General features: G+C 45.0%; 26 protein-coding genes. 21 read left to right on the top strand and 5 right to left on the bottom strand.

Annotation, left to right across the window (positions count from 1 at the left end):
• Positions 1 to 2 precede the first annotated feature (2 nt).
• From AAA939_RS00600 to AAA939_RS00615, 4 genes are all read left to right on the top strand, one after another.
• On the top strand, positions 3 to 1,019 hold the full coding sequence (locus AAA939_RS00600; protein WP_338207575.1) for an aldose 1-epimerase family protein: 1,017 nt from the start codon (positions 3 to 5) through the stop codon (positions 1,017 to 1,019).
• A 13-nt stretch (positions 1,020 to 1,032) separates the two neighbouring features.
• Positions 1,033 to 1,953: a ribokinase gene (gene rbsK / locus AAA939_RS00605; RefSeq protein WP_338207574.1), complete on the top strand. Its 921-nt coding sequence runs from the start codon at positions 1,033 to 1,035 to the stop codon at positions 1,951 to 1,953.
• A gap of 303 nt (positions 1,954 to 2,256) precedes the next feature.
• Positions 2,257 to 2,445, top strand: a complete 189-nt coding sequence (locus AAA939_RS00610) for a hypothetical protein (protein ID WP_338207573.1) — start codon at positions 2,257 to 2,259, stop codon at positions 2,443 to 2,445.
• Positions 2,442 to 3,692: a glycosyltransferase family 2 protein gene (locus tag AAA939_RS00615; RefSeq protein WP_338207572.1), complete on the top strand. Its 1,251-nt coding sequence runs from the start codon at positions 2,442 to 2,444 to the stop codon at positions 3,690 to 3,692. The genes AAA939_RS00610 and AAA939_RS00615 overlap by 4 nt, the downstream gene beginning before the upstream one ends.
• 176 nt (positions 3,693 to 3,868) lie before the next feature.
• Here AAA939_RS00615 and AAA939_RS00620 read toward each other — a convergent pair whose 3' ends face one another.
• Positions 3,869 to 4,351, bottom strand: a complete 483-nt coding sequence (locus tag AAA939_RS00620) for a MerR family transcriptional regulator (protein WP_338207571.1) — start codon at positions 4,349 to 4,351, stop codon at positions 3,869 to 3,871.
• Positions 4,352 to 4,816: 465 nt separating this feature from the next.
• Here AAA939_RS00620 and ppsA point away from each other — a divergent pair, with 465 nt between their 5' ends.
• The 4 genes from ppsA (at position 4,817) to AAA939_RS00640 (ending at position 10,281) form a co-directional block, all read left to right on the top strand.
• Complete coding sequence (gene ppsA / locus AAA939_RS00625) at positions 4,817 to 7,219, top strand: phosphoenolpyruvate synthase (protein ID WP_338207570.1); 2,403 nt, start codon at positions 4,817 to 4,819, stop codon at positions 7,217 to 7,219.
• 144 nt (positions 7,220 to 7,363) lie between these two features.
• Positions 7,364 to 7,699, top strand: coding sequence for a hypothetical protein (locus AAA939_RS00630; RefSeq protein WP_338207569.1), 336 nt, complete (start codon positions 7,364 to 7,366; stop codon positions 7,697 to 7,699).
• Between the two features lie 308 nt (positions 7,700 to 8,007).
• Positions 8,008 to 8,277 carry a hypothetical protein gene (locus tag AAA939_RS00635; protein WP_338207567.1) on the top strand — a complete coding sequence of 90 codons (270 nt, stop codon included), beginning with the start codon at positions 8,008 to 8,010 and terminating at the stop codon, positions 8,275 to 8,277.
• A gap of 276 nt (positions 8,278 to 8,553) precedes the next feature.
• Positions 8,554 to 10,281, top strand: a complete 1,728-nt coding sequence (locus tag AAA939_RS00640) for a serine hydrolase domain-containing protein (RefSeq protein ID WP_338207566.1) — start codon at positions 8,554 to 8,556, stop codon at positions 10,279 to 10,281.
• 414 nt (positions 10,282 to 10,695) lie between these two features.
• Here AAA939_RS00640 and AAA939_RS00645 read toward each other — a convergent pair whose 3' ends face one another.
• The gene (locus tag AAA939_RS00645) at positions 10,696 to 11,871 is read right to left on the bottom strand and encodes an MFS transporter (RefSeq protein ID WP_338207565.1); all 1,176 of its coding nucleotides are present in this window, start codon (positions 11,869 to 11,871) and stop codon (positions 10,696 to 10,698) included.
• A 454-nt stretch (positions 11,872 to 12,325) separates the two neighbouring features.
• Here AAA939_RS00645 and AAA939_RS00650 point away from each other — a divergent pair, with 454 nt between their 5' ends.
• The 8 genes from AAA939_RS00650 to AAA939_RS00685 all read left to right on the top strand — a co-directional run bounded on the left by AAA939_RS00650 (position 12,326) and on the right by AAA939_RS00685 (position 18,882).
• A complete protein-coding gene (locus tag AAA939_RS00650) occupies positions 12,326 to 13,165 on the top strand; it encodes a MetQ/NlpA family ABC transporter substrate-binding protein (protein WP_338207564.1) in 840 nt (279 codons plus the stop codon).
• 12 nt (positions 13,166 to 13,177) lie between these two features.
• Positions 13,178 to 14,206, top strand: a complete 1,029-nt coding sequence (locus AAA939_RS00655) for a methionine ABC transporter ATP-binding protein (protein WP_338230392.1) — start codon at positions 13,178 to 13,180, stop codon at positions 14,204 to 14,206.
• Complete coding sequence (locus tag AAA939_RS00660) at positions 14,199 to 14,861, top strand: methionine ABC transporter permease (protein ID WP_338207562.1); 663 nt, start codon at positions 14,199 to 14,201, stop codon at positions 14,859 to 14,861. The genes AAA939_RS00655 and AAA939_RS00660 overlap by 8 nt, the downstream gene beginning before the upstream one ends.
• Before the next feature lie 134 nt (positions 14,862 to 14,995).
• Positions 14,996 to 15,619: a hypothetical protein gene (locus AAA939_RS00665; RefSeq protein WP_338207561.1), complete on the top strand. Its 624-nt coding sequence runs from the start codon at positions 14,996 to 14,998 to the stop codon at positions 15,617 to 15,619.
• Between the two features lie 322 nt (positions 15,620 to 15,941).
• Entirely contained in the window at positions 15,942 to 16,079 is a 138-nt protein-coding gene (locus AAA939_RS00670) for a hypothetical protein (protein ID WP_338207560.1), read from the top strand.
• Positions 16,080 to 16,248: 169 nt separating this feature from the next.
• The gene (locus tag AAA939_RS00675; RefSeq protein ID WP_338207559.1) at positions 16,249 to 16,449 is read left to right on the top strand and encodes a hypothetical protein; all 201 of its coding nucleotides are present in this window, start codon (positions 16,249 to 16,251) and stop codon (positions 16,447 to 16,449) included.
• Between the two features lie 189 nt (positions 16,450 to 16,638).
• A complete protein-coding gene (locus AAA939_RS00680; protein WP_338207558.1) occupies positions 16,639 to 16,998 on the top strand; it encodes an ArsR/SmtB family transcription factor in 360 nt (119 codons plus the stop codon).
• Positions 16,999 to 17,220: 222 nt separating this feature from the next.
• Positions 17,221 to 18,882, top strand: a complete 1,662-nt coding sequence (locus tag AAA939_RS00685; protein WP_338207557.1) for a C39 family peptidase — start codon at positions 17,221 to 17,223, stop codon at positions 18,880 to 18,882.
• A gap of 224 nt (positions 18,883 to 19,106) precedes the next feature.
• Here the strand turns inward: AAA939_RS00685 and AAA939_RS00690 are convergent, their stop codons facing one another.
• The gene (locus AAA939_RS00690) at positions 19,107 to 20,078 is read right to left on the bottom strand and encodes a DNA/RNA non-specific endonuclease (RefSeq protein ID WP_338207556.1); all 972 of its coding nucleotides are present in this window, start codon (positions 20,076 to 20,078) and stop codon (positions 19,107 to 19,109) included.
• Positions 20,079 to 20,179: 101 nt separating this feature from the next.
• Entirely contained in the window at positions 20,180 to 20,302 is a 123-nt protein-coding gene (locus tag AAA939_RS00695; RefSeq protein WP_338207555.1) for a hypothetical protein, read from the bottom strand.
• 63 nt (positions 20,303 to 20,365) lie between these two features.
• Between AAA939_RS00695 and AAA939_RS00700 the strand changes: the two genes are divergently transcribed.
• From AAA939_RS00700 to AAA939_RS00720, 5 genes are all read left to right on the top strand, one after another.
• A complete protein-coding gene (locus AAA939_RS00700) occupies positions 20,366 to 20,866 on the top strand; it encodes an acyl-CoA thioesterase (RefSeq protein WP_338207703.1) in 501 nt (166 codons plus the stop codon).
• Positions 20,867 to 21,051: 185 nt separating this feature from the next.
• A complete protein-coding gene (locus tag AAA939_RS00705; protein ID WP_338207554.1) occupies positions 21,052 to 22,062 on the top strand; it encodes an ADP-ribosylglycohydrolase family protein in 1,011 nt (336 codons plus the stop codon).
• 22 nt (positions 22,063 to 22,084) lie between these two features.
• The gene (locus tag AAA939_RS00710) at positions 22,085 to 23,455 is read left to right on the top strand and encodes a purine-cytosine permease family protein (protein ID WP_338207553.1); all 1,371 of its coding nucleotides are present in this window, start codon (positions 22,085 to 22,087) and stop codon (positions 23,453 to 23,455) included.
• Positions 23,452 to 24,339, top strand: a complete 888-nt coding sequence (locus AAA939_RS00715; RefSeq protein ID WP_338207552.1) for a PfkB family carbohydrate kinase — start codon at positions 23,452 to 23,454, stop codon at positions 24,337 to 24,339. The genes AAA939_RS00710 and AAA939_RS00715 overlap by 4 nt, the downstream gene beginning before the upstream one ends.
• A gap of 215 nt (positions 24,340 to 24,554) precedes the next feature.
• Complete coding sequence (locus AAA939_RS00720) at positions 24,555 to 25,523, top strand: Ig-like domain-containing protein (protein WP_338230394.1); 969 nt, start codon at positions 24,555 to 24,557, stop codon at positions 25,521 to 25,523.
• A 66-nt stretch (positions 25,524 to 25,589) separates the two neighbouring features.
• Here AAA939_RS00720 and AAA939_RS00725 read toward each other — a convergent pair whose 3' ends face one another.
• Complete coding sequence (locus AAA939_RS00725) at positions 25,590 to 25,871, bottom strand: DUF1905 domain-containing protein (protein WP_338207550.1); 282 nt, start codon at positions 25,869 to 25,871, stop codon at positions 25,590 to 25,592.
• Positions 25,872 to 25,954: the final 83 nt, after the last annotated feature.

Below are 25,954 nucleotides of genomic sequence, written 5' to 3' on the forward strand. Positions count from 1 at the left end.
AAATGAAAAAAATCAATTTAACCCACGCAATGTTTGGGGAAGCAGAAAAAGTTTTGTATCAAGACGATGATTTTAAAGCGACGACCTTTACGTACCCTTCAAGTGTTGAAGGTTTACGGATTGACAATAGTCGCGGTCACTTAGTTGTATTACCATTCATGGGCCTGATTATTTGGGACGCGATTTTTGATGGGATTTCATTAAAGATGAAGGACATGTTCTCCCAACCACTTCCAGGTAAGGGCATTGCTGATACGTACGGTTGTTTCCAATTCACTTCCGGCTTGTTAGGAAACGGGACACCAGCGCCAGAAGATGATTATCAATTACACGGCGAATTTCCAACGAGTAAAATGGACCACGCCTACTTAACGTTAGGCGATGGGACCCTCACCATTCATTCTGACTTTGAATACGTTAAGGGTTTCGGGGACCACTACTTGAGCGAACCTTCAGTCATGATGCGCAAAGATTCTGGCTTATTTGATATCAACTTGAGCGTGACAAATTTGTCTAAATATCAACCAATGCCATTACAATACATGTGCCATATGAATTATGCCTACGCTGAAAATGGCCGAATCGAACAAAACTTACCAGACGAAGCGTTCCAATTACGGCAAACGGTGCCAAGTCATGTGCACCCAACACCAGATTGGTTAGCGTATAATGATAAACTTAAGGCGAGTGGTGAATTGATCAATCAACTCGATGATCCTGATCACTACGACCCAGAAATCGTGTTCTTCTCTAAGGACCTAACCAAGTTCACTGATGTTGCTGAATTTAGACTACATTTGAATGAACAACACAACTTCTTGACTAAATTTAAGACTAGCCAATTCCCAATCGCAACGCGCTGGATCTTATACAACGCTGATCAGCAAGTCGCAGCCTTTGCCTTACCAGGGACAAGCACTCCTGAAGGCAAGCACGCGGCGGAAAAGGCTGGCACATTAATTCAACTGAAGCCAATGGAACAACGTCATTTCAGTGTCACAACTGGTTTGGAAAATTAAGGAGGGAACACTTATGGCAGATATTACAGTAATCGGTTCAAACATGATTGATTTAACCGCCTACGTTGATCGGATGCCAATTGAAGGCGAAACGATCGAAGCACCAGAATTCAGTATGGGTTTTGGTGGCAAGGGGGCTAACCAAGCTATCGCTGCGGCTCGGCTTGGCTCTGACGTTAACTTCATTACCATGGTCGGAAACGATGACTTTGGCAAACAACAGTTAGCAAACTATGAATCAAGCGGTATCAGAACGGATGGTATCGGTGTTGGCCATCAACCTAGTGGTGTTGCACCAATCTTTGTTGACCCAACCAGTGATAACCGAATTTTGATCATCAAAGGGGCCAATAAAGAATTAACCCCAGCCGTACTTGATGAAAAAGTTGATTTAATTAAGAAGGCTAAGTTAATCGTCTTACAACAAGAAATTGCCTTAGAAACGAACTATCATGCCATTGATTTAGGCGTGAAGTACGGTGTACCTGTCCTATTAAATCCTGCACCGGCTAATGAAGATTTGAATATTGATTATGTTTCCAAGGTGGCGTTCTTTACGCCTAATGAAACTGAATTGGCCACGTTGACAGGGATGCCAACCGACAACTTAGATGAAATTAAGTTAGCCGCTGACAACCTCATCCAGCGGGGCGTTGGGAACTTGATCATCACCTTAGGTAGTAAGGGTGCCCTCTGGGTAACGGAAGGTCATTCCGAAATTGTTGCCGGGATGAAGGTCAAGGCCGTTGATACGACTGGTGCCGGCGATTCCTTTATCGGTAGCTTCTCACACTACTACGCAGCGGGCGAAGATGTCCCAACTGCTTTACAACATGCGAACCAATACGCTGCCATGACTGTCACTAAGAAGGGGACGCAAAAGTCTTACCCAACTAAGGCAGAATTAACGGATATGTTGGTTCAATCCGTCTAAACACATTGCGTCTTATAAATCTAATTTAAAAAGCTGACCGGAAGTTCTCGTTGTTGAGAATTTCCAGTCAGCTTTTTCGTTAGTAGCAATTTAAGCAGTTGATTATGTTTATTATTTTCGACCAAATTAACGACGGAATCAGTTAATCGGATACAATTCAGTCAAGTAAAATGAATTTAATTCACGTAAAAATCTAATTTTCTTCATATATTAGGCTAAGGTTATCTATATTATTAGTCAAATTAACTAACGTATTAATTATCGTAATCATTAGTTAATAATAAAATTATAGGAGTGAATTGAATGGGATTGCCAAACCAAAGTTCAGGTGTCGTAAGTGCTAGCACGGCCGGCGCGTTAGGACTAGTACTATTACCACAACTAGATTCAGTATTGAGCCGAACTTTAACAATCTGTGGATTGACGCTACTCGGCGTTATTATTGCATTAAAAATCGTTGTCAGGTACCGGCAACGACGGAGGTCGAAATGAGTATCATGTTCGGATTGAAAATATTCATTTTAGTTTTGAGTCTTTTCAATCTGATAAAAATCGCAATTAGTTTGTGTGCGAGTGAGTTTTTTGACATTCGGCAGACCTTTGCGACACCGAGTGCATATTTACAGCCAGCACCTTACCAGCCGCTGGTATCCGTTGTGATTCCAGCGTTTAATGAGGAGCGGTGTATTATCCGTACACTCAAGAAGGTATTAGCGAATGATTATTCTAACTTTGAAGTGATCGTTGTGGATGATGGGTCTACGGATGCCACTAGTTCGCTAGTCGAAGCGTACCGGCAAGATGTCCCATCAGTTAAACTGGTTCGGCAAGTTAATCAGGGAAAGTCAGTGGCGATTAATCACGCTGTACAGAAAGTGGCTCAAGGAGAATTAGTGATGGTACTCGATGCCGATTCACAATTGGTGGCGAACGCGATCACCAATATGGTGGCCCATTTTCGGGATAACCGGGTGTTAGCGTTGGCGGCCAACGTTAAGATGTTACCGCTACGCAGTTGGCTGGGGATGGCCCAGCGATTTGAATTCTTGTCCGCTTACCGCGGAAAGTGTGGGGAAGACTGGTGGCGTAACCTCTACATTATTGGTGGAATCGGGTCGACATTTAGACGCAATGCGATGCTGTCGGTTGGACTGTACGATACGGATACGGTTACCGAAGACATTGATTTTACGATGAAACTCATCGATCGGTTGGGGAATCAAGATTACCGCATTGGTTACGCAGATGACGTGGTCGTCTATACGGAACCAGTTAGTCGGTTTAAATCGTTGCTACGCCAACGCTTCCGGTGGAAATATGGTCGGTTCAAGGCTTTTCTAAAGTATCGGCACCTCTTCTTTAGTTCCCAGAAACGCCACAGCAAGATGTTAGGCTGGTATACGCTACCCAATGCGCTGTTGCAAGAGGTGCTCATGTTATTTGAACCATTCCTGTTTGTCTATATTCAGGCGATCTTGATCTATTACGGTGAGTGGAAGACTTACGGGGCCATGCTCCTCTTCTTCGGCCTATTGATTAGTTCAGCGCTATGGCAGGATCGGTTTGAAAGCCGCTGGGAGAAAATCAAATTATTGTTACAATTACCGCTAGCGTATTTCGGCCTATTCTTATTAACACTGGTCGACTTTTGGGGATTATTAAAGAGCATCAAAAAAACAAAGGCGTTAGTTAAACAGACCGATAAACACGCTAACTGGGAGCACGTTGAGCGGCAATAAATGGTGAGAGGGATGGGCAGTCATTTTTAGCAAACGAACAAGAGCTGGTATGACCTGAACGACTACTTGAAAGGGGTAGTCGTTTTTTGATGGGCTTGAATAGTATGGCGCACTGCAAAAAAAGGATTGCCCCAACGAGGTCGGTGCAATCCTTAATCCATGGTATTCAAGCAAGTTTACTGATCAATTCTTCCTAATTCCTGAGGATCGGCACCGTCAGCAACCAGTTGGTCGAACTTGGCTTTGAGTTCGGGGTCCGTTTCGGTAGTCCCGGGAGTATAGTTGACCGTTTCAGTCCCAGCCTGAAGTGCGCGTTTGTAGTACCATTTTTTCCAGCGCAAAAAGTCGAGACTGTGCTGAAGGGTGGCCATTTTAGCTTCTAAGTCGCTTTCCTGATCAGCTAAAAAGTCGTAGCGGTCGGCCAAGGTGCGGTCACCATCAAGACAAAGTTTAATGAAGCTCGCAATCTGTTTGACGGGGAGCCCCGCTTCTTTTAGACAGCTGATCGTTTCTAAGTAATTGAAGTCGGCGTCTTTGAAAACGCGTCGTCCAGATTGATTGCGGTCAACAAATGGTAACAAGCCTTCCCGGTCGTAATAGCGGAGGGTGTAGGTACTGATATCTAATTTTTCGGCGACTTGGCCAATGGAATATTGCATGGATTAACTTCCTTTTCAGATTGATGATGTGGTTACGATAAAAAACCAATTTCAAGTTACATTTAACTCTAACTTGTCAGCGGAAGATAATCAACTAGTTGGATGTGGTGGGTATGAACAGTGGCTTTGTTTTCATAATTTAAACAATAAAACAGCCCTCTTTTTAAGCATATTAATTATTAAAAGACGTGCGTGAACTGGGCAATCCAGTCCAACCGCTAGTTTAAGTATGTGAAGGATTAGTCCGGCGCAAAACTAAATTTAATTGATAAATGTTGACATGATTGGGCTTAGCTATTTTAATAAAAAATTAAGCTTAAAATGTTGAAATCTGCTTTGAACTTTGTGAGAAAGTGAACTACAATGTAGTTGTAAATGGAAACGCTTTCATAGTTTGGCTTGATTTGGTTGTATTTGACTTTATTTGACTGAATTTGATGTTAACAGTTACAAGGGGGCAATATCATGAGTAAACGCGAAACAGCAAACGTCTTATGGTTTAATGAATTACATCGTCAAGATGTTAATTTAGTAGGTGGGAAGTCATCCTCATTAGGGGAAATGACTTCTTCGATGGATGTGCCAGTACCCTATGGCTTTGCAACCACCGCCCGTGCATATCGTTACTTTATGGAAGCAACGGGATTGAATGACAAAGTTAATACCTTGCTACAAGGAATTAAAGATTATGAAGATTCAGATGAACTGCACGCCACTTGTGAGCAGATTCGGAACTTAATCGTGGGGGCCACGATGCCAACGGATCTAGCGAACGATATTCAAAAAGCGTACGTTGATCTGGCTGACAAAGTCGGTCAAGCTGATCCGTTCGTTGCGATTCGGTCTTCAGCTACGGCGGAAGATTTACCAAACGCTTCGTTTGCGGGGCAACAGGAATCGTACCTGAATATTAAAGGGGCGGCCGACGTCGTCAATCGGGTACAAGAATGTTATTCATCACTATTCACTGACCGGGCCACTTACTATCGTCACAAGCAGAACTTCCCTTATGAAAAGGTTGCGTTGTCAGCGGCCGTTCAAATGATGGTCTTCTCAAAGGCTTCGGGGATTATGTTCTCGGTTAACGTTGCGAATGGCGACGATACCAAAATTGTGATTGATGGTATTCGGGGTCTTGGTGAATACATCGTTTTAGGTAAAGTGACACCAAACCACTTTGTTGTGGATAAAGCATCCATGAAAATCGTTGAAAGAAGTATTGTAAAGCAACCCGTTGAACTCATGCGGGTCACAAATGGCGGGACAAAGGAACAACCCGTTCCCACCGATTTACAAGATAAGCAAGTTCTGACGGACAGTCAGGTCTTGGAATTGGCCGGTTATGCCAAAGAAATCGAAAAGCATTACGGCTGCTACATGGATATGGAATATGCTTTGGACACCAACACGAACCGGTTATGGATCGTGCAAGCGCGTCCGGAAACAGTTTGGTCACAACGGAATAAGAACCAGGCAAATGCTGATGGAGATGATAACGTGGTTGCGGAATCTGATGCAAAAGTTGTTGTCCGGGGATTACCTGCAAGTCCCGGCTTAGCGAGTGGGGTTGTGCACGTCATTGACAACCCGAAGGATATCGATAAATTCAAGAAGGGTGAAGTATTAGTTACTTTGATGACTTCTCCTGACTGGGTTCCCGCAATGAAGAAGGCGGCGGCCATTGTTACTAATAATGGTGGGATGACCTGCCACGCAGCGATTGTTTCCCGGGAAATGCAGATTCCATGTATCGTTGGGACGGAAAGCCGGCACGTTGCGGCGACTGACGTCTTAAAGACCGGTGATGTGGTCACCGTGGATGCTAAAAACGGGGTCGTTTATTCAGGCAAAGTTGAAAGTCTCCTCAAGAAGACTACCCCAGCTGCTCAGGCCGGTGCCCAAGTGGTCGCGGCTGAAACGTTTGCGCCAACTGCTACTGGTGTCATGATGAACTTAGGTGATCCGGAATTAGCTGAAAAGTATGCGACCTTGCCAGCCGATGGGATTGGCTTAATGCGTGAAGAATTCCTCTGGACGACCTACATTCATGAACATCCCCTCTACTTAATTGAAGAGGGCCACCCTGAAAAAGTGGTTGATATGTTAGCCGATGGGATTTCCAAAGTTGCCCGTGCGATGGCGCCACGCCCCGTTGTCTTACGGTTATCCGACTTTAAGTCGAGCGAATACCGGAAACTCAAGGGCGGCGAAAAATTCGAGCCGCACGAACCAGCGGACTTATTAGGCTGGCGGGGTGCTTCACGCTACTACGATCCGAAGTACATCAACGCGTTCAAGCTTGAATTAGAAGCGGTTAAGAAAGTCCGTAACGAATTTGGTTTGAAGAATCTAAACGTAATGATTCCGTTTGTCCGGACAGTTGGCGAAGCGCAGAAAGTGACTGATATCATGCGTGACCAAGGTTTAGTTCGTAACGCGGACTTCAAGGTTTACATGATGGCAGAAATTCCATCCAACATCATTTTGGCTGATAAGTTTAACCAGTTCATTGATGGTTACTCAATCGGATCGAATGATTTAACGATGTTGTTGCTTGGTTGTGACCGGAATAACGACACGGTCGCAAGTCTATTTGACGAACGCAACTTAGCCGTTAAACGGGCCATCCGCCACTTGATTAAGACGGCGCATAAAGATGGCAAGACCGTTTCAATTTGTGGACAAGCACCATCAGAATTCCCTGACTTCACGAACTTCTTGATTCAAAGTGGCATTGACTACGTTTCCGTTAACCCTGATATGGTTAAGGAAACGAAGCGCAACGTGGCCCACTTTGAACAACGAATCATGTTGGACAAAGCAACCGGCCGCGGGTTACAAGACCCCACCGATTACGATTGGGAATAGGATAATTCAGTAATGTGAACACAAAAGGAACCGCAAGCATTGAAGGGTGCTGGCGGTTCCTTTTTAATAACCCGACCTTTTAGAAATTGGCGCAGAATGTGCTATGATAATTTAGAAGTCAAAAATTAGGATGGTAGTTTAATAATGGAATCAGATTTAAAGCAGCGATTGAGCAAATTATCAATGTACGAGCGGGCCATTTTGATGTTCTGTTTACGGGCGTACTTTAACAGCGGTAACTACACGAACCGGTTACCACTCGCAGAAATGTTACCAGATATGGCGGCCATGTTTGACGCGGCGCCTAAGGTTAACGTCTTTTCGAAGTTGGCCGACTTACAAATGGCAGTGACGGGTGATCAATCAAAGACGGTCAAAGTTTTTGATTCAATGACTTATGATCCTAAGACGCGTGAGTTGGTCACGGTATTGAATCAGCAAGCGGATTTGAACGCGTTGCAAAAAGTTGTAGAAGGCTAATTAAGCTAGATTGTAAAAGGGACTGTGGTTTATTATTTAACTGATGAACAACTATATAACATCTTAAAACAGAGTTTAACCAGTCAACAATTAGACAGTGTTCAAGCTGCCAAGCTCATGCTGGCGTACCAATCGGTGTGGGAGTCTCAGTAATAGTCGCATTGGCTGGAGGGTTCACTGGTGCTACCGCTCTAGCTAGCTATATTTTAAAAAAATTATTACACACTTCATAAAAAAGCCTCCTGAGGCTTTTTTTATGGAAGAAAATTTACTGTTCGTTCTTGGAAATATAAAGGATGGTCATATCAATGAAATACAATTTCATTTCAGAAAATAACATAGTCAATTTAATGGGGGGCATTGGTATACTGGCTATACTCGTAGTGCCCTTTATTGCAGTAAACACCAATTTCAAATTAGGTGGATCAGGTGCAGGAATCTTGCTAATAGGAACATATCTTGAGTTTTTACCGTATTTTTCTCAGAATATTTGGCACAAATTATTAGGCGTTTTACTACTACTCGTAATTGCCATATTAGCTATCATATACACCTTTATAGTTATTTCAGCAACTTAGTTTATTGCCGCAATTCCTTTTGTGGTTGAGTTTCCGCGACAAACTGTTTTTTACCACATGTTTCGACCGCAATAATGGAAAGATAACCGTTCAGAGAAATATTTCTGAGCGGTTATTTTAGTTTTCTCTCAGGTCCGGTTTTCATTAAAAAAATAGCCCTCAATATTTTTTTAGATTACTGCAATCATATATTTTATTTACATAAATTAATAATTATGTCCCGATGTGGCTTGATAACGTCCCGCCCGAACTATACAATGGTTCAGGGAGAAAATTATGAATTTTATGAAAAATATTAGTATGACAAGTAAATTAGTTAGTCGCTTCGGCCGGATGAGTTTGCTGGCCGGGGTCGTTACAATCGTTGTGACGTTTGCCATTGGTCAGACAACGCTTCAAGAAAAACACGGTGGCTCGACCGTTGTACAAGCTGCAACGTTGCCAATCCACTTAACATCGAAGTACCAAACGGTCAATGACGCCGTTCAGATCAAGCCTACATATCGAAATTCAACGCACAAAGCGTACGACGTCATCAACGGCGTTGCGGGTAATAATCAACGAATCAGCCTGAAGGGAAAATATCGGCTCAACAAGCTTAATCTTTTGTATGTTGATCAGCGAATGAATATTGATAAGGGCGTCTATTACCACTTTAAGATTGGAAAGAAGAGTGGTTGGATTTGGCGCGGCTATACGCAACCGTATACGCCTCAATATGTCGCTGGTAAGAGTAAAAAAATCAATAAGACGGTGTACGTTCAACCAGCGTACCGGGCTGCGACGAGCAAGAAAAAAGTGTTCGGCTTCAAGGTTGTGCGCCATCACACTAACTTTAAGACCAAATATAAGTTAAATAAATTTACTAAGTTTAAAGCCACTAAAAAGATGACGGTCAAAAATGCCGTTTACTACTACGTTACTAGCGGTACCCAAAAAGGCTGGGTTTGGCATGGTTACACCACGACAAAGAAACCGTTAGTCAATACGTATTTAGCAACGGAAATCAAACAGACCATGAACAAGTATCACTTGCGCGGTAAGGTGCTCGTAATCAATGGCAAGCAAAATAACCGTGACGCTGAAGGGGTCGGCTACGCGAACTATGGTCGCCGAGTCTTAAATAACAAGTCGAACGTCGTGTATCAAGGGGCTTCCTTGCAAAAAGCCATGACGGGTTCGATGATGGTGCAAGTCATTACCGAGTCGCAAAAAAAGGGAAAACGGATTACCCAAAATACGGCGATTAGTCGGTGGTACCCGGGCCTAAAGGGTGCTAATAATATTACGGTCGGGAATTTACTGACGCAGACGTCGGGAATTACTGATCATAATTCAGAGGTTGTTCCTAGTCAAAAGTTGAGTGAACAGCAGGCCATTGATCAAGCGGTAGCCCGAATCAATCAGTCGGGTGTTTCTGGGAAGTCGTATCATTACAATAATGATAATTATATTTTGTTAGCGGGAATTATCCGGTCGGTTACGGGCCAGTCATATGAGCAGAATTTGAATCAACGAATTATTAAACCACTGGGATTGAAGCATACCTATATGTGGAATTCCGTTTCAAGTAAGTACGTGAAGGCTCGCAGTTACAAGTATATTAATAAGAACTATCAACACGGAGTTAATCCTAACGATAAGTTGTTATCGTATATTATTGGTGCGGGTAATATGTACACAACCGTTAACGATTACGAAACCTTTGAACATGGGTTGAAGAACGGTAAGATTCTTAATAGTTCCGACTACCATTATCTAACCAACATTAATAGTAAATCCGGTAGCGGTTATTCTGGCGGGATGTACGTTCGTCACAATGGTAACGTGAAGGCCGTTTACGGCACGTTGGCCAAGAACCACGTGGGTAACTGGGTTCAACTGACGAAGAACAATGGTCAGGGAATTATTCTTTTTGCCAATCAAAGTAACAGTGCCGACGACGTGAAGCAGGCGGGGTATGAGATCTTGAGTCATTTCTCGAACCAGTTTGACGCACGGTAATAATCTGAATATCATCGCTTAAGCAGACGTATCAACCGGGGGACGAATGGTTGGTATGGCTGCTTTTTTGATCATCAATTAAAGAAAAAATAGACAAAAAAACACCACAACCCCCTCATCGTGATGTCACACTAATTGCGGCACTTGTTTAACTGAACTGCCATTATAAGCTGGTGCCCCAAGTAATGTAAGTAGTATTTGGCTCCCGCGAGCAACAAATAGTACGGGTATGAATTCCCCCAGCTAAATGACCACTGGCTGATAGTGTTTAGGATTTTCGGGTTCCCCAGTGTTAAAAATGTAACCCGTTTACCTTAAACATCTATGAACCATATACATTCTATATCTTGCTTGATGATTCATAGTAATGTTTTTAGGTATTAGGTATGTTAACTAACTTATTGAACGATAACTCTATTGAAAAACGTTAGTGTGCCGTTCAATTAAGAAGCCAATCACTAAAATCGCGATTGCGAGGACTAGACAGCTCAGTAAGGTGCTCAGCCACGTTCCGCTCCAGCTCTTTAAGAGCCCGAATGAAAAGGGACCAGCGGCGGCAAAAAGGTAGCCAAAGGTCTGCGCCATGCCGGAGACTTCAATCGTTTCTCTCGGATTGCTGGTCTTTTGCGTGAAAAAGATAATGGCAAGGTTGAATGAAAAACCTGAAGCGACGCCCATCAATAAGGCTAACGCGATACCAAAAGCTAGGGTGTGTAGTGGCAAGTAAACGCCAATTGTTCCAAGGCCAAAGCCAATCCCGATAATCCACAGCATCAGCCGTTTTCCTAACTTAGAACTGGCAAAGATCGGCGTCAGCAGGGCGCACGCTAGGCAAGCTAATTGTAAAATCGTCACGAGCATGGCGGCCACGTCAGCGTCGTAGCCAACCGTTTGGAAGATGTTTGGCAACCACGTCACTAGTGAATAGTACAGCAAGGCTTGAATCCCAAAAAAGAGCGTGATCAACCAGGCCAGCCGGTCAGTCCAAATTGATTTTGGCAGTTTAGTGGTGGCATTAGTAGCTTTCACAGTATCGGTGGGATGTCGGTCAATCAGTAATAGACAACCAATGACGCTGACTAGGGAGAGCACGAAGAGGCCGACCATGGTCGTTGTCAGCGAGTATTTAGCCGTTAGTGGCCCGACGATCCCAGTCGCAAGTGAGCTCATCAGAACCATTGCGGTGGTATACAGGCAAACGCCTAACGTGGGGCGGTTTGGCAGGCGGTCTTTGATGACTGCTGGAATAATGACGTTACCACCATCGATGCCCAAGCCAATTAAAAAGGTCCCCAGTAGTAGTGGGGTGACCTGTGGAAAAATCCGTAAAGCCGCACCGCAACTTAAAATGATAAAAGCAATCAGGAGAACTTTAAATTCGCCCCAGCGCTGACTAGCTTTGGTGAAGACCGATGAAAAAATCGCGAAGGTCAGGAGTGGAATTGAAGTGAGTAACCCAGCCACCGTTGCCGATAAACCGCTAGCTTGTTGGAGATTTGGCAAGATGGGCGGAATGGCCGTGATGGGTAACCGCATGTTGATGGCAACCAGCACGATTCCAAGTGCAGTGAATCCCTTATGACGTTGCATAAAAACACCTTCTTAGAGAAAAGTTTCATTATCAATATATTAATATTATACCGTTTAAAGGGAGCTGGCACGGCCTTTTTGAGGGCCCATGAATCCGTTGATTAAAATTTGATTAAAGAATTCCTTGACAATTTTTAATCGTTTAGCCATAATTAGAGCCATCAAGAAAGATGAGTAGCAATTGTTAACCGGCAACAGAGAGTCACCGCCTGCTGAAAGGTGATCCGGAGCGCGTTGTGAAGATGGTCTTTTTAAACGAGTTCAATTGGTGAGCGTACGCGTAAGCCAGTTGCGGCAAATGCCCGTTATCGCAGCAGTTAGTTCTGCATGAGTGGGTGTCCTAGTGACACTATTAAGGTGGTACCGCGGCCGTGGAAGTCGTCCTTGTTATTTTTAGATAACAGGACGGCTTTTTTTATTACCTTAAAATTAAAAGAGAGATGAGGATTAGATTATGAGAAGAAATACAAAGTGGTTATTAGCGTTAGTTGGGGTCATCGTCGTTTTTGCAGGTATTTGGGGCTTTAGTCGTAACAGTGCTGGTCAAGCCAGTGGCAGTAAGTTAAAGACGGTTAAGATTGGTGTGGCTGCGGGCCCTTACGGAGACATGGCGACGAAGGTGTTAGGACCGTTGCTGGAAAAGAAAGGCTACAAAGTCGTTACGAAAGAATTTAACGATTACGTACAACCTAATAAGGCGTTGAATTCTGGCGAAATCGATGCTAATTTGTTTCAACACTCACTTTACTTAAAGACGTTTGCTAAAGCGAACCATTTAAAATTATCCGCAATTTCTGAAACGCCAACGTTAGGCATGGGGATCTATTCAAAGAAGCTTAGCAAGTTGAGTGCTTTAAAGGACGGTGCCACGGTTTCCATTCCAAATGATCCGTCAAACTTAGCTCGCGCCTTACAGTTACTTGCCGCACAAAAATTAATTACTTTGAAAAAACACATTAACGTGACGACGGCTAGCAAGGCCGACATTGCAACTAATCCAAAGAATTTAAAAATCAAGACTTTGGACGCCGCACAATTGCCACAATCACTAAGCAACGTTGCAATCACCGTCGTTCCTGGGAACTACTCTTGGAGTGCTAAGTTGAATCCTTCTAAAGCTTTGGCGTTAGAAAAACTACAAGACGACTACAAAGAAGTTTTCGTCGTTAAAACGAGCAATAAAAACGCAGCCTTTGCGAAGGCGGTCAAATCCGTTTTGAATAGTAAAGAATTCAAGCAAGCCATCGCTAAGTCGCAATTTAAAGATTTCGACAAACCAACGTCGTGGCAGTAGGGAGGCCCTAGTATGAGTCAAATTGAGTTAAAAAATATTGATGTGACGTTTAAGCAAAAGGGCCGGACGGTATCCGCGGTCAAGGATGTCTCCCTCAGCATTGAAAAGGGCGAGATTTTTGGAATTGTCGGCTTGTCCGGCGCCGGTAAGTCAACATTGGTACGCACCATCAATTATTTACAAGTTCCTAGTAAGGGTCAGGTGGTCGTTGATGGAACTGATTTGACCCGTGCTAATGGAAAAACAATTGCACAGGTTCGGCGCAAGATTGGCTTCATTTTTCAAAACTTTAACTTAATTAATAACCGGACCTTGGCACAAAACTTGGCGTTTGCACTCACTGCCGGCGGTTACCCAGAAAAGAAGCAGCCCGCCCGAATTACGGAACTTTTAAAGTTAGTCGGTTTAGCGGACCGTCAAGACAATTATCCAAGCCAGCTATCTGGTGGGCAAAAGCAACGGGTCGGGATCGCCCGGGCGCTCGCTAACGACCCCGACATCTTGTTATGTGATGAAGCAACCAGTGCGTTAGACGTGGAAACGGCTGAAGAAATCATTGAGATTTTAAAGGGCATCAATCAGCGCCTCAATATTACGATCGTATTCATTACCCACCAACTGGAAGTGGCCCGCAGTCTGTTTGACCGGGTTGCCGTCATGGAAAATGGAAAATTAGTGGAACAATCATCCACTTACGACCTGTTTGCGGCGCCACAATCAGACATGGGACAACGGCTGGTCAGCCGGTTCTTGGACACTAAGTTACCGGAAAAGGTTCAGGCTCAGGTAACGAGCCAATCCGGGCAGTTACTGGCTTTGCGCTATCGGGGGAGTGATTCACTGACGCCCATCATTACGAAGATTGCAAAGGAAACCGACGTCGACATTAATATTATTCAAGGTCGAGTGGAATTTATCCAAGACCGGGCCATCGGGGTACTCGTTGTTTATTTAACGGGGAAACCAGTTGCGGTCAGTCGGGCGATTCAAGCCTTTCAGGCACGGGTCGATTACGTAGAGGAGGTCGCTAGTCATGAATGAAACGATTACGATTTTACAACAGAATTTAGGAACGGCGTTGTGGGATACGGCTAAAATGGTCTTTATCTCCGGGTTCATTGGTATTATTTTTGGCACCTTAATTGGCCTATTCCTGTACTATTTTTCCAACCCGCTGTTTGCGCCCCGTCCCATCGTCAATAGTATCTGTGGCTTCATTATTAACGCCATTCGTTCCTTACCATTTCTAATTTTAATGGTGGTGCTGATCCCGTTTGCCAAGTTAGTCGCTGGTGACCCGTATACGCCATTAGGTGGTGCGGTCTCCTTGTCCGTAGCGGCGATTCCGTTCTTTGCCCGTTTAGCAGAAGGGGCGTTTGCGGAAATTGACGCAGGGGTCGTGGAAGCAGCACGGTCGACCGGAGCCGGTTTTTTCCTGATTTTTCAAGAAGTTTTATTCCCAGAAGCGTTGCCCGCATTGATCCGTGGCGTTGTCTTGACCTTGATCAGTCTGTTAGGATACTCCGCAATGGTTGGGACCATTGGCGCTGGTGGTATCGGGGACTTAGCTATTCAATACGGGTACAACCGCTATAATACGGGCGTGCTCGTTAGTGTCATCGTCATCTTGATTGTCATCGTTCAAATCGTGCAGTGGTGTGGTGACCGTTTAGCGGAACATTACACGCGCGTTTAAGGGCTAATTAGTTACCGAGAAAGTCGACTTACGGGTCGGCTTTTTTTGTGATGATGGTTTCAAAACGAATGAATACGCTTTCTTTTGTGGGTGTATACTCTAGGTAATGATTATTTCAAAAGGATCTGATACTAATGAATCTGAGAGCACGCGTGAGTTATTTAACCTTAGTGGTATTGCTATTTATAATTGAAATTGCGGCGGCCGGATTGATGTGGTTGGGCCACAGTATTGATGGGACGATTGTCCATGGCTTACTGGGACTAGTGATGTTTGTCGTCGGGGTGACGGCTTGCACGGCGGCACAACAACGGCCGGTGACCATGTTTAACCCGTTAAAGGCGGGCCACATTGTGACTTTGATGTTTGCAAACGTCGGGATGTTGATGGTGATTGCAATCCATGATTGTGATCATATGCGCCAAGCGATGGGCTGGGGGTACCGGTTCACATTGAGCTTGTTACTAATCAATGTGATTGTTTATTTACCAAACTTGCTTTCGCTGTACCTGATTGCGCACGGACGCAAAGTGGGGATTTGGGCGACACTGATTAGTGGGTTACTCATTGGCGGATCATTCTTAAAGTTGCACTTGTTAGGTGCGTGGCTACCCGTTTGGGGACCGTGGAACCAGTCGTTCTTCGTTCTTAGAGTAGACGTTATTAGTTGGTGGATCTTAGTGATTACAGCCGTGGCGGGTGTTTTAATCGCGTTGATAGCGGCGGAAGTCTACGGTGAAACCCGGGCAAAAGTTTAAACTGGTTTAAGAGGTCGGCGTGCGCACGCGGGCCTTTTTTTGTGCCTAAACTTTAGCACAGGACAAATTCAGCAAGGTAATGAGATGTATAAGCAGAAAACATGTCCAAACACTTAAAAATAACGTGTGCTATTAACGCGGTAATAGTAAAATAATAAGAAAAAGGAATGGAAATTCTTAAAATGAAAAAATCAGATTATGATGACGTTAGCTTTTGGAATTTATTACCGGGGATTTTTATCTGGATACCGTTTACATTTTTCTTTTTAGGATTGGTGCTTAGTCTTATGGGAATTGATATTTTTTAGAGGGGTGTTAGTTGATGGATAGATTTATAGATTTTTGCCATGTGGTTGCAAGTATTGGGGTAGCGATTTATTATTTTGTTTTAGCCGGTATTTCTCTTGCAATTGCCATTTTTTTCTTTTCATTAATATGGGGCGTGTTCGCATTAAACTAGGGGTTAACATGATTAGGTTAAAAGGTGGGCAGCAATAAAAATTGCTGCCCTTTTTTGTTAGTAAGGGTTGTTAATGGGGGCTGTGGTTGAGTTGCCTCTGAACTTGCGAAAGCCGCTTAAACCGGTGCTCACTTTTACATATATCTAATTTATTAGGGGATGTAATTCAATGCAAAGTATGAACATTAAGGAACTAGTAGCGCAAGTTATTAATAGTAACATGACAGCGTATGCAATTGGTAAGGGATCGGGTGTTGACATTAGTATGATTAGGCGTCTGAAGTCAGGCGAAAGACAGATAGAGAACACGACAGTTATGACTGCTCAAAAACTGATTGATTATGGTTATAAGGTAGGTTTAATCAAGTAGTCCAGAGGTAGCGGCTATTGCTGTTGCCTTTTTGCCATAACTTGTGTTGATACTGGTGCGCAGCGCCGTCTTTCAGTTGACAAGCCCCCCGGAAAGAGTTTACATGAATACGTGAGCGATGATTCATGTGTGGCTTATAATGGAATGATTCATAAGAATTTTCAACGAAAACAAATAAGAGGATTATGTATGGCAGAAGAAAACTTTGAGCAGGAACACCAAAAGGCACTGACTAATTTAAAAGCAGAACTGCCGAACGATGAGTCCCTAGGCGCAATGGTGAATATTTTTAAGGCCTTCGGTGATATGACCCGGGTCAAGATTATCTTGGCACTGGCTGAGACACCGCTAAGTGTGGGTGAAATTGCGGACACGTTAGGGATGAGCCAGTCCTCGATTTCACACCAACTAAGCGTTTTAAAACAACTGAACCTAGTGTCCAACGCTCGGCGTGGTCGAAATATTCATTATCGATTGAGTGACCAACACATCATCACGATTTTTCGCCAAACGCAGGAACACATTATTGAAGACGAAAATGATTACTAACTAATAGGTAGTTATTGGATGATATTCAAAATAAATTCGACGAAGGCTGTGATCGTAATCACGGCCTTTTTTGTGTTCACCTACTTATATAGGGAGAAAAGAAATCGCTTTCTATCCGCTGTTGACATTCTAGTCAGGAAACGGTTAGATTACTTATTAGGGGTAAAAATAAATTTACTTAATAGGATGGGGCTTGTTGAGTAGGATTTTTTGGAGGAAATTATGGGCCTTAATAAGAGGTTACTATTAACGACTACGCTGGCGTTAGGTGTGATCTTAGCACCGGTGACGGGGCGGGCGGCTGAAACTAGCCAACCGAGTGCGGCTAGTCAATCTAGCGCAGTTGCCACTAGTACGACAGCGACGAGTTCGACGCAGACGAGTCAACAAAGTTCCAGTCGGACAACCAGTACTAGTGCGAGTCATCCGGCTAAACGGCTGGATGCGCCGACTGTTGCAACCAATCAAACGTCAACCACAACCGCCAAAAAGGTACAGGAAACTTTAGCGCTGACGGATGTCAAAGTGACGAAGACGGCGATTACTGGGCACACCACTGCCGGGGCCACGGTACAAGCAGTGGGCTTAGATCAGGCCGTTTTAGGAACCGCCAAGGCCGATGCGCAGGGCAACTTTAAGTTGGCGGCTGGACTAAGCGGTACATCGTTTAGCTTGCGAGCCACTAAGACCGACATGCAAAGTGCCACTTGGAAATACACGGCTAAGCTGAAAGTATCCAAGGTGAAGGTTGCGAAGACGACTGTCAGCGGGCAAACGTTGGCTGGCGCTAAGATCAAACTCGTTAATCAGAAAAAGAAAACGGTCGGCACGGCGATGGCTAGTTCAAATGACCAGTTTACGATCCATGCCACCAAAAAGGTTAATACCACACCATTTACACTTAAAATAACGAAGTCAGGGTATCATGCCGCTAGCTGGAAGTATACGGCGCCCCTCAAGGTTAGCAAAGTCAAAGTGACGAAGCATAAAGTAACGGGCCACACTACGGCCGGTGCTACGGTGAAAGTCACCAATTTGAAAAAGCAATTATTAGGACGAGCAGTCGCCAATAAGAAGGGGACGTTTGCCGTTCATACGACTAAGACGGTCAGCACCAAGCCGTTTAATCTGAGTGCAACTAAATCCCGCTATAAGAAGGCTACTTGGAAGTACACGGCACCACAAAAGTTAACGCACATCGCAGTGCACGATAAAAAAGTTACCGGGCACGCGGTGGCTGGTGCAACCGTTCAATTAGTGGCATCGAAGAAGGTTGTGGGAACGGCCAAGGCCAATTCGAAGGGAAACTTTACGGTTAACGCGACTCACAGTTTGACGACGAAAACTTTCACGGTTAACGCAACTAAGTCTCGGTATCACAAAGCCCATTGGAAGTACGCGGCAAAGAAGTTAAACGTGCCGTTGATCGCCCAACGTCCAGAATTACCAACCGGGTGTGAAATTACGGCGGTTACCATGATGCTACGGTATAAGGACTGCAAAGTGACCAAGAACAGCTTAGCGCTTGAGATGCCACGGAGTAGTAACCCGAATAAGGGATTTGTCGGCAACCCTTACACGAGTTATGGCTGGACCATTTACCCAGCTGGCTTGATGAAACTAGTGAAGCGCCACGCTCACTCGGCCGTTAATTTGACCGGCGTTTCCGTTTCCCGGTTAAAGAAACAGATCAATAAGAAGCACCCCGTGACGTTATGGGTCACCGGTGCTGATGGGTTTAACACCCATGCCTTGACGATGACGGGCTACAGCCCAACGCGGATTTACTATAACGACCCGTGGACAAATCGTAAAACGAGTATGACCATTTCGAGCTTTAAATCGCATTGGAAGCGTGACGGCTACCGCGCACTGAGTTATTGATCAGAGTGTGACAAAAGGCGAATAATTTGTGAGCATTAACGTGGAACCGGCGATTATTCCTGGGCTTGGGATAGTCGCTGGTTCCGGGTTAAGCGGAATAAATTGCCTTTTGGTGCACGTTTCGGCTAGAAAGTTCAAGCCACAAAAAGATAGCTGTTCAGAAATCGTTAAATGATTTCTGAACAGCTATCTTTTATTATATTCCAGTTTTGATTAAATTAGTTTTACTTTGCGACCTTACTCAAACCATTGGCATAGTTTAATTTCATGCCGGGTTGGGTGTTCGGCAGGTAAAGATTGAATTTAATCTTCTTTGAACCAATCGATTGAGCCTGCATTTTAACCCCGCGGGCGAGCAATTCATGGTTTTTAAAGACGGGAGTGACCCGGTAACGAACGTAATGCTTAGGGCTCGCTTTTAAATAGGCGGCCACTTTGTTTTCATACTTCGACATGCCGGGATCGTTTAATTGGCGCGTTCCCGTAATCAGGTTCTTCATGTTATTGTTTTGACCAGTTAATTGGTAGCCGATGAGGTGGCTCCGGTTATATAACCAGCCGGATCTGATCCGCTTGTTATGCCAACCAGTTGGGTTGATATATAAAGCTTCTCTTTTGGCTGTAGGCATCAATTTTTTGTTAAGCAACGCGTTAGCGGCCGTTGCCCGGTTATAAACATCTAATTGGCCATACTTTTGCCACGGGCCCTTTTTAATGGAAAGGGTCGCCTTACTGAAGCCTGGCCGATTCTTGTTGACAACTTTTACACGGTACTTGGTTGTGACTTTTTTAGTCGTCTTTTTAACGGCTTTTTTCTTCTTTGCTGGTTTCTTTTTAGCAACCTTTTTCTTAGTTGTTTTCTTAACGGCTTTCTTTTTTGTCACTTTTTTCTTCTTAGCGACTTTTTTGACGGTCTTCTTCTTAACGACCTTCCGTTTAGCCGGTGCCTTTTCAGTGCCGGATAACGTTAATCCACGGTGCTTGGCGGTCGTCAATGATACGGCGTAGACCTTTTTGGCACGGTTCAACCCGCGGTCGTGCTTGTTATAAAAATAATGTTTCCCCGTCCGGGTTACGTAAACGGTCGTCGCGTGGGCGACCGTAGCGGGTGTCACCGCAGTGGTTGCGGTAACACTACCGAGTAGCAACACGAGCATTAAGAACCACTTAGTCCAAGTGGCGGCGTGTCTCTTCATAATTAAATTCACTCCTCAAAAGTAATTTTGAATCCGACCTGCTTCCCCAAGTAGGTCGAACTATTAGTTATTTTATATTAAGTTTAAAAATATAACCATAGCTAGCGGGCAATTCTAACGAGTAAATCACCAGCTTGTGGAAAACAGCTTATGGTAAACTTATCCACTTGTGGATAAAATTGATGGTTAACATCGTTTGATTTTCCATAATCTGCTTTATTCAAGACCGGTCTTCCTCTAAAATAGAATTAACCATATTTGAACATAAGTATCTGCGGGGGTGCATGATGGACACAATCAAAGGATCGCAAACTTTATCAATCAGTAATCACCGGGTTTTTTCAGCGGATTTGAATGAACACGATACCGTATTTGGCGGTAAAATTTTAGCTACTGTTGACGATAACTCGTCAATTGCGGCGTCACGACTGGCACGAATCGAAACCGTAACGGCGTCGGTCGATCAAGTCAACTTCTTGATGCCGTTCCGGGTCCAAGATTCGATGTGTGCGGAGTCGTACGTTTCGGGGGTCGGTCACCGCTCGATTGAAGTCTTTACGAAAATTATTGGGGAACATTTGAAAACTGGGGAACGGTTTCTCGGATTGACCTGTTTTTCAACCTTTGTCGTGACGCAACCGGGTATTGAACTGCCGACGTTGATCGCGGACAAGCCGGAGTACGCCTTTGTGATGGAAGGTTATGAACAACGCCAAGCGGAACGCCTGACGCGCTTAAAGCAGCAAGAACATTTTAATTCACATATTAGCGTCGACGTCCCATGGTGAGCTAAATAAAACGCATTTGTCTGGAGTTATCCACAGACAGATGCGTTTTTTGACCTGTTAATAAAAATACATAAACTTTGCATGATTTTTACAGGTTCACAACACGCGGTTGGTATGCTGATTTTAGTGTATTCAATCAACATTTAACCTAGTGACAATCATTATTTAGGTTAGGAAGGAGAGAAATGATGAAACGGCGGACGCGTGACCGGGTACTAGGCACACTGTACGGGCAAGCAATTGGGGATGCGCTGGGGATGCCCACCGAACTCTGGCCAATCGCCACGATTCAGCGGGTGTTTCCACAGGGAATCACGACCTTTGTGGACGGTCCCGCAAGTAACGCGGTGGCGAAAAATTATCGGGCCGGGGAGTATACCGATGATACTGGTCAAGCCTTGGCGATTCTAGATTCATTAATTGAAACACAATGGCAACCACAGTCCGTCAACTTAGTGCAGCATATCTTGGCTTGGGCCGATACGGCGAATGCTTGGGAAGAGAATATATTGGGTCCGAGCAGTAAAGCGGCCTTACTGGCAATCAAAGCGGGACAACCAGTTCAGGAGATTACGGCACAAGCCCTGACAAATGGTGCGGGAATGCGGATTGCACCGTTAGGAACGTTATTTGAACCGGACCAGTTGGATGACTTAGTCACCATGGTGGCCACTGTGACCAAAATCACGCATTCAAGCGATGTTGCGCTGGGGGGCGCTAGCTTGATTGCCGGTGCGGTGACGGCGGCGATGGCGGACGATGATTGGGATGCCATGATGACCTACGCGTTGCGGGCCTGTGATCAGGGTTATCAGCTTGGGGCACCGACGTGGGCGGCAAAACTGCGGTCCCGCGTTGAGTTAGGGTTAAAGCTTGCTGATGAATACCGATTTGATGCGCCCCGGTTTAGTCGAGCAGTTTATGACTTGCTCGGTACTGGGACCATGTTGTCAGAGAGTGTCCCAGCGGCCGTGGCGATTGCCTATTACACGCGGGACGTTCAAAAGTGTGCGGTAATGTGTGCCAACCTTGGTGGCGATACGGACACGATTGGCGCGATGGCGACGGCAATCTGTGGCGCTAAAAATGGGGCAGCCGCGATTGATCCGGCGTGGTGTCAAATCATTGATCAGCGTAATCCGCAACATGACTTGCAGCGTTACGCGGATCAAATTATGAAGGTAACAATGACTTAGCTTTTTTGGGGGAGAAAATTGAATGGATAATGAAAATGTCAAAGTTTTGGATAGGGATAAAACCTTAACGCCAAATAAATTATTTTATAACTGGTTTGCCGCTAACGTGGGAATTATGGGCTTTGTTTTCGGTGCCATGATCGTGGCTTACCACCTGTCATTTGGACAAGCAATTTTTGCATCATTAATTGGGGGATTATCATTTTTAGTGCCCGGTTGGGTTGCCATGATTGGCCAACGCGAAGGCGTCACAACGTTTAAGCTGAGTCGGGCGGCGTACGGAACGTATGGGAACAAGATTCCTAACGCCATCGCGTGGTTTAACATGGTCGGCTGGTTAGCGGTTAACGTTATTACCGGGACCATGTTACTGATTGCGATGTATGACGTGATTAACGTTCCTAAAAATGGGCTTACTAAAGCCATTGCCTTAGCTGTTTTTGGGGGACTAGTCTTATTCTCAGGGCTTTTAACAGAGGCAGCGTTAGGTAAGATTCAAACTTGGATCAGCTATGTTTTTGGGGCCTTAACCGTTGTTATTTTGATTTTCTTTTTGATGAAGGCCAACTGGCAAGTGGCTTTAAGTCGACCAAGCGGGAGCTGGTTGACTGGTGTTTTACCCGCAATTAGTATCGTTGCCGCTGGCTCAGGAATTTCTTGGTCAATGGCTGCGGCTGATTGGGGCGCTTACGTCCGGCCGGGAACCCGACCAAGTCATACTTTTTGGAGTACAACTCTGGGTGGCGCGATTCCATTATTCTTATTGATGGCGGGCGGTGTCCTGTTGAGTACGATTAAACCGGGTCTGGCAACGGCCAAGGATCCGTTCGGCATGATGTATTCAGCTTTACCAAGCTGGTTTGGCGTCATCTACTTCTTAGTGGCGGCTGGTGGGTTGATTCCACAATGTATTGTGTCACTACGTTCAGCACGAATTAACTTAGCAACGATTGGCATTCGAATTTCACAGCCAGTTTCGTTAACGTTGCATGGGGCAATCGTGATTTTGATTCCGGTATACGTCCTGTTTATCTCAGGCAACTTTTTGGGAAGTTTTGAAATTTTTCTCAGCTTCCTCGGTATCTGTCTAGCCAGTTGGGTCGCAATCTTCTTGTGTGATAGTGCGATGTTTAGAATGAACGGATATGACGTGGCGTTAATGACACCGAGTTCCCGGGTGCACTATAACTGGGGTGGTATTGTTTCGTGGGGAATCGCAACGTTAACTGGATTCCTGTTCACTAATAATGCGGTTTGGAGCGGTCCGTTCGCGCGCGGTATTTTCCGCAATAATAGTTTAGGCGTGTTTGTCGCGGCGATTGTCGCAATCATTTGCATGTTCATCGTCAAATTGATTACCAAGCAGACTGGGGTTTCTGAGGCGCAATCATGAGCCGGGCGTTAGTCTTAGGGGCCGTTTTTGTCGATATCGTTGTCGACGTGCCACAATTGCCGCTATCGGGCGAAGACGCTACTGGCGAAATGGTGGCGAGTCACGTTGGGGGCTGTGCCTATAACGTTTATGGCGCTATTCTGGCGGCGGGGCAATCAGCGACATTGTTTGTTCCCGTTGGCGTTGGCCAGTATGCTGACGTGGTGCGGGCGGACTTTGCGCATAAACAGGTTCCCGTGAAGCTGCCCGTTACTGGCGCGGATAACGGCTGGGACCTCGCCATGGTGGAACCAAACGGGGAACGGACCTTTTTGACCATCGACGGGATTGAACAACATTGGCAAACTAGTTGGTTTGACCGGGTTAATCTGTCGGCTTACGATTACTTCTATATTAGCGGGTACGAGCTGGAAAATCCGCAATCAGCGCAGGTCATTTTGGCGGCACTGGCGCAACGACCAGCGGGCACGACCGTTATTTTTGATCCGTCACCACGGGTTGCGCACCTTCCCGCGGCCGTTCGCACGGCCATTTTAGGCGCCGAAGTCATGGTGCACTGTAACGAAGTCGAAATCGGTCATTTAATGCCCGGTGGTGAAAGTTTGCAGGACAAGATGCGCAAGTTATTTGAGGTCACGCACTGTCCCGTCGTTGTCACACTCGGGGAGCACGGCGCCATTTTTGATGACGGTCAGGTCTGTCAAACGGTCACTGGTGAAAGTGTGCCGGTCACTAATACGATTGGTGCGGGTGATAATCATTGTGGCGGGCTAGTTGCAGGCTTGATGGCGGGTCTGTCATTGCCGACTGCGATGAAGCGGGCCAATGAGTTAGCCGCACAAGTAGTTCAACAAACGAGTGGCTGCTTAGATTTCAACAAGTAGTGGGGAAAACTAAAATAAAGCATAGAACACCCATCAAGTTATCCACAGTGGACAACTTGATGGGTGTTTTTTGCGTTCGAGTTGCGCTTAAAATATTGTAAAATTTGTAAAAAAGCTTAATTTATGTAATCAAACTGTAAAAAAGCTGTTATACTACTAAGCGGTTACAAAAATAATGCCGGAACAGATCCGGTCGAGATTAAGGGGATATCATAATGAAAAAATTTATGACCGCATTGACAGGCTTAGTAACAATCGCCACAATCGGTGCGACGGTTACGGTACCAACTACTGGGATTACCGCAAATGCCGCAACTAAGACGACGAAGAAGGTTACTAGTCCAAGCTTGAAGGTCAGTGCCATCTATAATAACTCTAAGACCATCACCGGGACGGCAACTAAGAGCTCTAAGATTACGGTTAAAGCAACCAAGAACGCTAAGAAGAATTTAGGTTCTGCAACGGCTGCAAAGAACGGGAAGTACACGGTTAAACTTGCTAAGACGTTGAAGACTAACAGCAACGTTTATGTCTATGCAACTAACCCAAAGACCAAAGCTTACTACTACGAAATTATTCGGGTTCAATCCGCTGCTCAAAAAGCTGCTGCAAAGAAAGCCGCAGCTAAGAAAGCTGCTGCCAAGAAAGCAGCCGCAAAGAAAGCAGCCGCAAAGAAGGCAGCCGCAAAGAAAGCTGCTGCAAAGAAAGCCGCTGCCAAGAAAGCCGCAGCCAAGAAGGCAGCCGCAAAGAAAGCTGCTGCCAAGAAAGCAGCCGCAAAGAAAGCAGCCGCAAAGAAAGCTGCTGCCAAGAAGGCCGCAGCTAAAAAAGCTGCCGCTAAGAAGTTTGATATCAAAGCCCCAGCCGGTACTTGGAAGTCAAACACGGCTAACAAGTACAGCCAAGTTTGGTCATTCAGTGCCAAAAAAGGCTTCAACCAAAAACTTTACAAGAACGATAAAAAAGTAAAGACGTTAGTTTCATATGCTAGCTACAAAGCAGCTGCAACTAAGACTGCCAACGTTTGGAAGTTAACTTATACGCCTAGTGGTTCAAAGAAGAGCAGCACGGTTTACATGCGTTACACTTCAGCTAAGAAGTTCAAGCTTGTTAACGCTAAGAACAAGGCCGTTGCTACTAAAGCCGGCGTTGCCCCAGCAGCAAAGTGGAGCTTCACTCAAAAATAAGCAACCTAATTTAAAAGGAGTTGTGACTTCGGTCGCAGCTCCTTTTTTGTCTCTAAATTAGGTTGATTAGCGTGGTGTGACAATGACTTGAACGGTATCGCCAATATCTTTATGCAGTGTTTGACGAATACTTTTTAGGATCCCTAAAACATAACAGATTTGCCCGTCCGCGGTTTTTACCCCCATGTTTACGATCGAACCGTCGTAGGGGCAACCGTCAAACGTGGCGTGGACCTTGACGCGGCCTTTATGGAATTCCTTGCGAATATCGTAAGGAAAGATAACGTAGGCGCCGCCTTTACCAGTGGTGGCGGTGTGAATTGTTGCTTCAAATTGATAGCTTTTCATTTTAGACCTCCTCAGAATGATGCTTTTAGAATGATGGTTAGTCGCAAATTTGTCAATGAGTGTTGAGATAAAGGCATTTCAGA

It is taken from the genome of Lactiplantibacillus paraxiangfangensis (genome assembly GCF_036246185.1).
Classification (GTDB): Bacteria; Bacillota; Bacilli; order Lactobacillales; family Lactobacillaceae; genus Lactiplantibacillus; species Lactiplantibacillus paraxiangfangensis.

Excerpts from the sequence above, each read along its gene's own strand:
- AAA939_RS00600 (WP_338207575.1), top strand. The coding sequence starts at position 3 with ATGAAAAAAATCAATTTAACCCACGCAATGTTTGGGGAAGCAGAAAAA.
- rbsK (WP_338207574.1), top strand. The coding sequence starts at position 1,033 with ATGGCAGATATTACAGTAATCGGTTCAAACATGATTGATTTAACCGCC.
- AAA939_RS00610 (WP_338207573.1), top strand. The coding sequence starts at position 2,257 with ATGGGATTGCCAAACCAAAGTTCAGGTGTCGTAAGTGCTAGCACGGCC.
- AAA939_RS00615 (WP_338207572.1), top strand. The coding sequence starts at position 2,442 with ATGAGTATCATGTTCGGATTGAAAATATTCATTTTAGTTTTGAGTCTT.
- AAA939_RS00620 (WP_338207571.1), bottom strand. The coding sequence starts at position 4,351 with ATGCAATATTCCATTGGCCAAGTCGCCGAAAAATTAGATATCAGTACC.
- ppsA (WP_338207570.1), top strand. The coding sequence starts at position 4,817 with ATGAGTAAACGCGAAACAGCAAACGTCTTATGGTTTAATGAATTACAT.
- AAA939_RS00630 (WP_338207569.1), top strand. The coding sequence starts at position 7,364 with ATGGAATCAGATTTAAAGCAGCGATTGAGCAAATTATCAATGTACGAG.
- AAA939_RS00635 (WP_338207567.1), top strand. The coding sequence starts at position 8,008 with ATGAAATACAATTTCATTTCAGAAAATAACATAGTCAATTTAATGGGG.
- AAA939_RS00640 (WP_338207566.1), top strand. The coding sequence starts at position 8,554 with ATGAATTTTATGAAAAATATTAGTATGACAAGTAAATTAGTTAGTCGC.
- AAA939_RS00645 (WP_338207565.1), bottom strand. The coding sequence starts at position 11,871 with ATGCAACGTCATAAGGGATTCACTGCACTTGGAATCGTGCTGGTTGCC.
- AAA939_RS00650 (WP_338207564.1), top strand. The coding sequence starts at position 12,326 with ATGAGAAGAAATACAAAGTGGTTATTAGCGTTAGTTGGGGTCATCGTC.
- AAA939_RS00655 (WP_338230392.1), top strand. The coding sequence starts at position 13,178 with ATGAGTCAAATTGAGTTAAAAAATATTGATGTGACGTTTAAGCAAAAG.
- AAA939_RS00660 (WP_338207562.1), top strand. The coding sequence starts at position 14,199 with ATGAATGAAACGATTACGATTTTACAACAGAATTTAGGAACGGCGTTG.
- AAA939_RS00665 (WP_338207561.1), top strand. The coding sequence starts at position 14,996 with ATGAATCTGAGAGCACGCGTGAGTTATTTAACCTTAGTGGTATTGCTA.
- AAA939_RS00670 (WP_338207560.1), top strand. The coding sequence starts at position 15,942 with ATGGATAGATTTATAGATTTTTGCCATGTGGTTGCAAGTATTGGGGTA.
- AAA939_RS00675 (WP_338207559.1), top strand. The coding sequence starts at position 16,249 with ATGCAAAGTATGAACATTAAGGAACTAGTAGCGCAAGTTATTAATAGT.
- AAA939_RS00680 (WP_338207558.1), top strand. The coding sequence starts at position 16,639 with ATGGCAGAAGAAAACTTTGAGCAGGAACACCAAAAGGCACTGACTAAT.
- AAA939_RS00685 (WP_338207557.1), top strand. The coding sequence starts at position 17,221 with ATGGGCCTTAATAAGAGGTTACTATTAACGACTACGCTGGCGTTAGGT.
- AAA939_RS00690 (WP_338207556.1), bottom strand. The coding sequence starts at position 20,078 with ATGAAGAGACACGCCGCCACTTGGACTAAGTGGTTCTTAATGCTCGTG.
- AAA939_RS00700 (WP_338207703.1), top strand. The coding sequence starts at position 20,366 with ATGGACACAATCAAAGGATCGCAAACTTTATCAATCAGTAATCACCGG.
- AAA939_RS00705 (WP_338207554.1), top strand. The coding sequence starts at position 21,052 with ATGATGAAACGGCGGACGCGTGACCGGGTACTAGGCACACTGTACGGG.
- AAA939_RS00710 (WP_338207553.1), top strand. The coding sequence starts at position 22,085 with ATGGATAATGAAAATGTCAAAGTTTTGGATAGGGATAAAACCTTAACG.
- AAA939_RS00715 (WP_338207552.1), top strand. The coding sequence starts at position 23,452 with ATGAGCCGGGCGTTAGTCTTAGGGGCCGTTTTTGTCGATATCGTTGTC.
- AAA939_RS00720 (WP_338230394.1), top strand. The coding sequence starts at position 24,555 with ATGAAAAAATTTATGACCGCATTGACAGGCTTAGTAACAATCGCCACA.
- AAA939_RS00725 (WP_338207550.1), bottom strand. The coding sequence starts at position 25,871 with ATGAAAAGCTATCAATTTGAAGCAACAATTCACACCGCCACCACTGGT.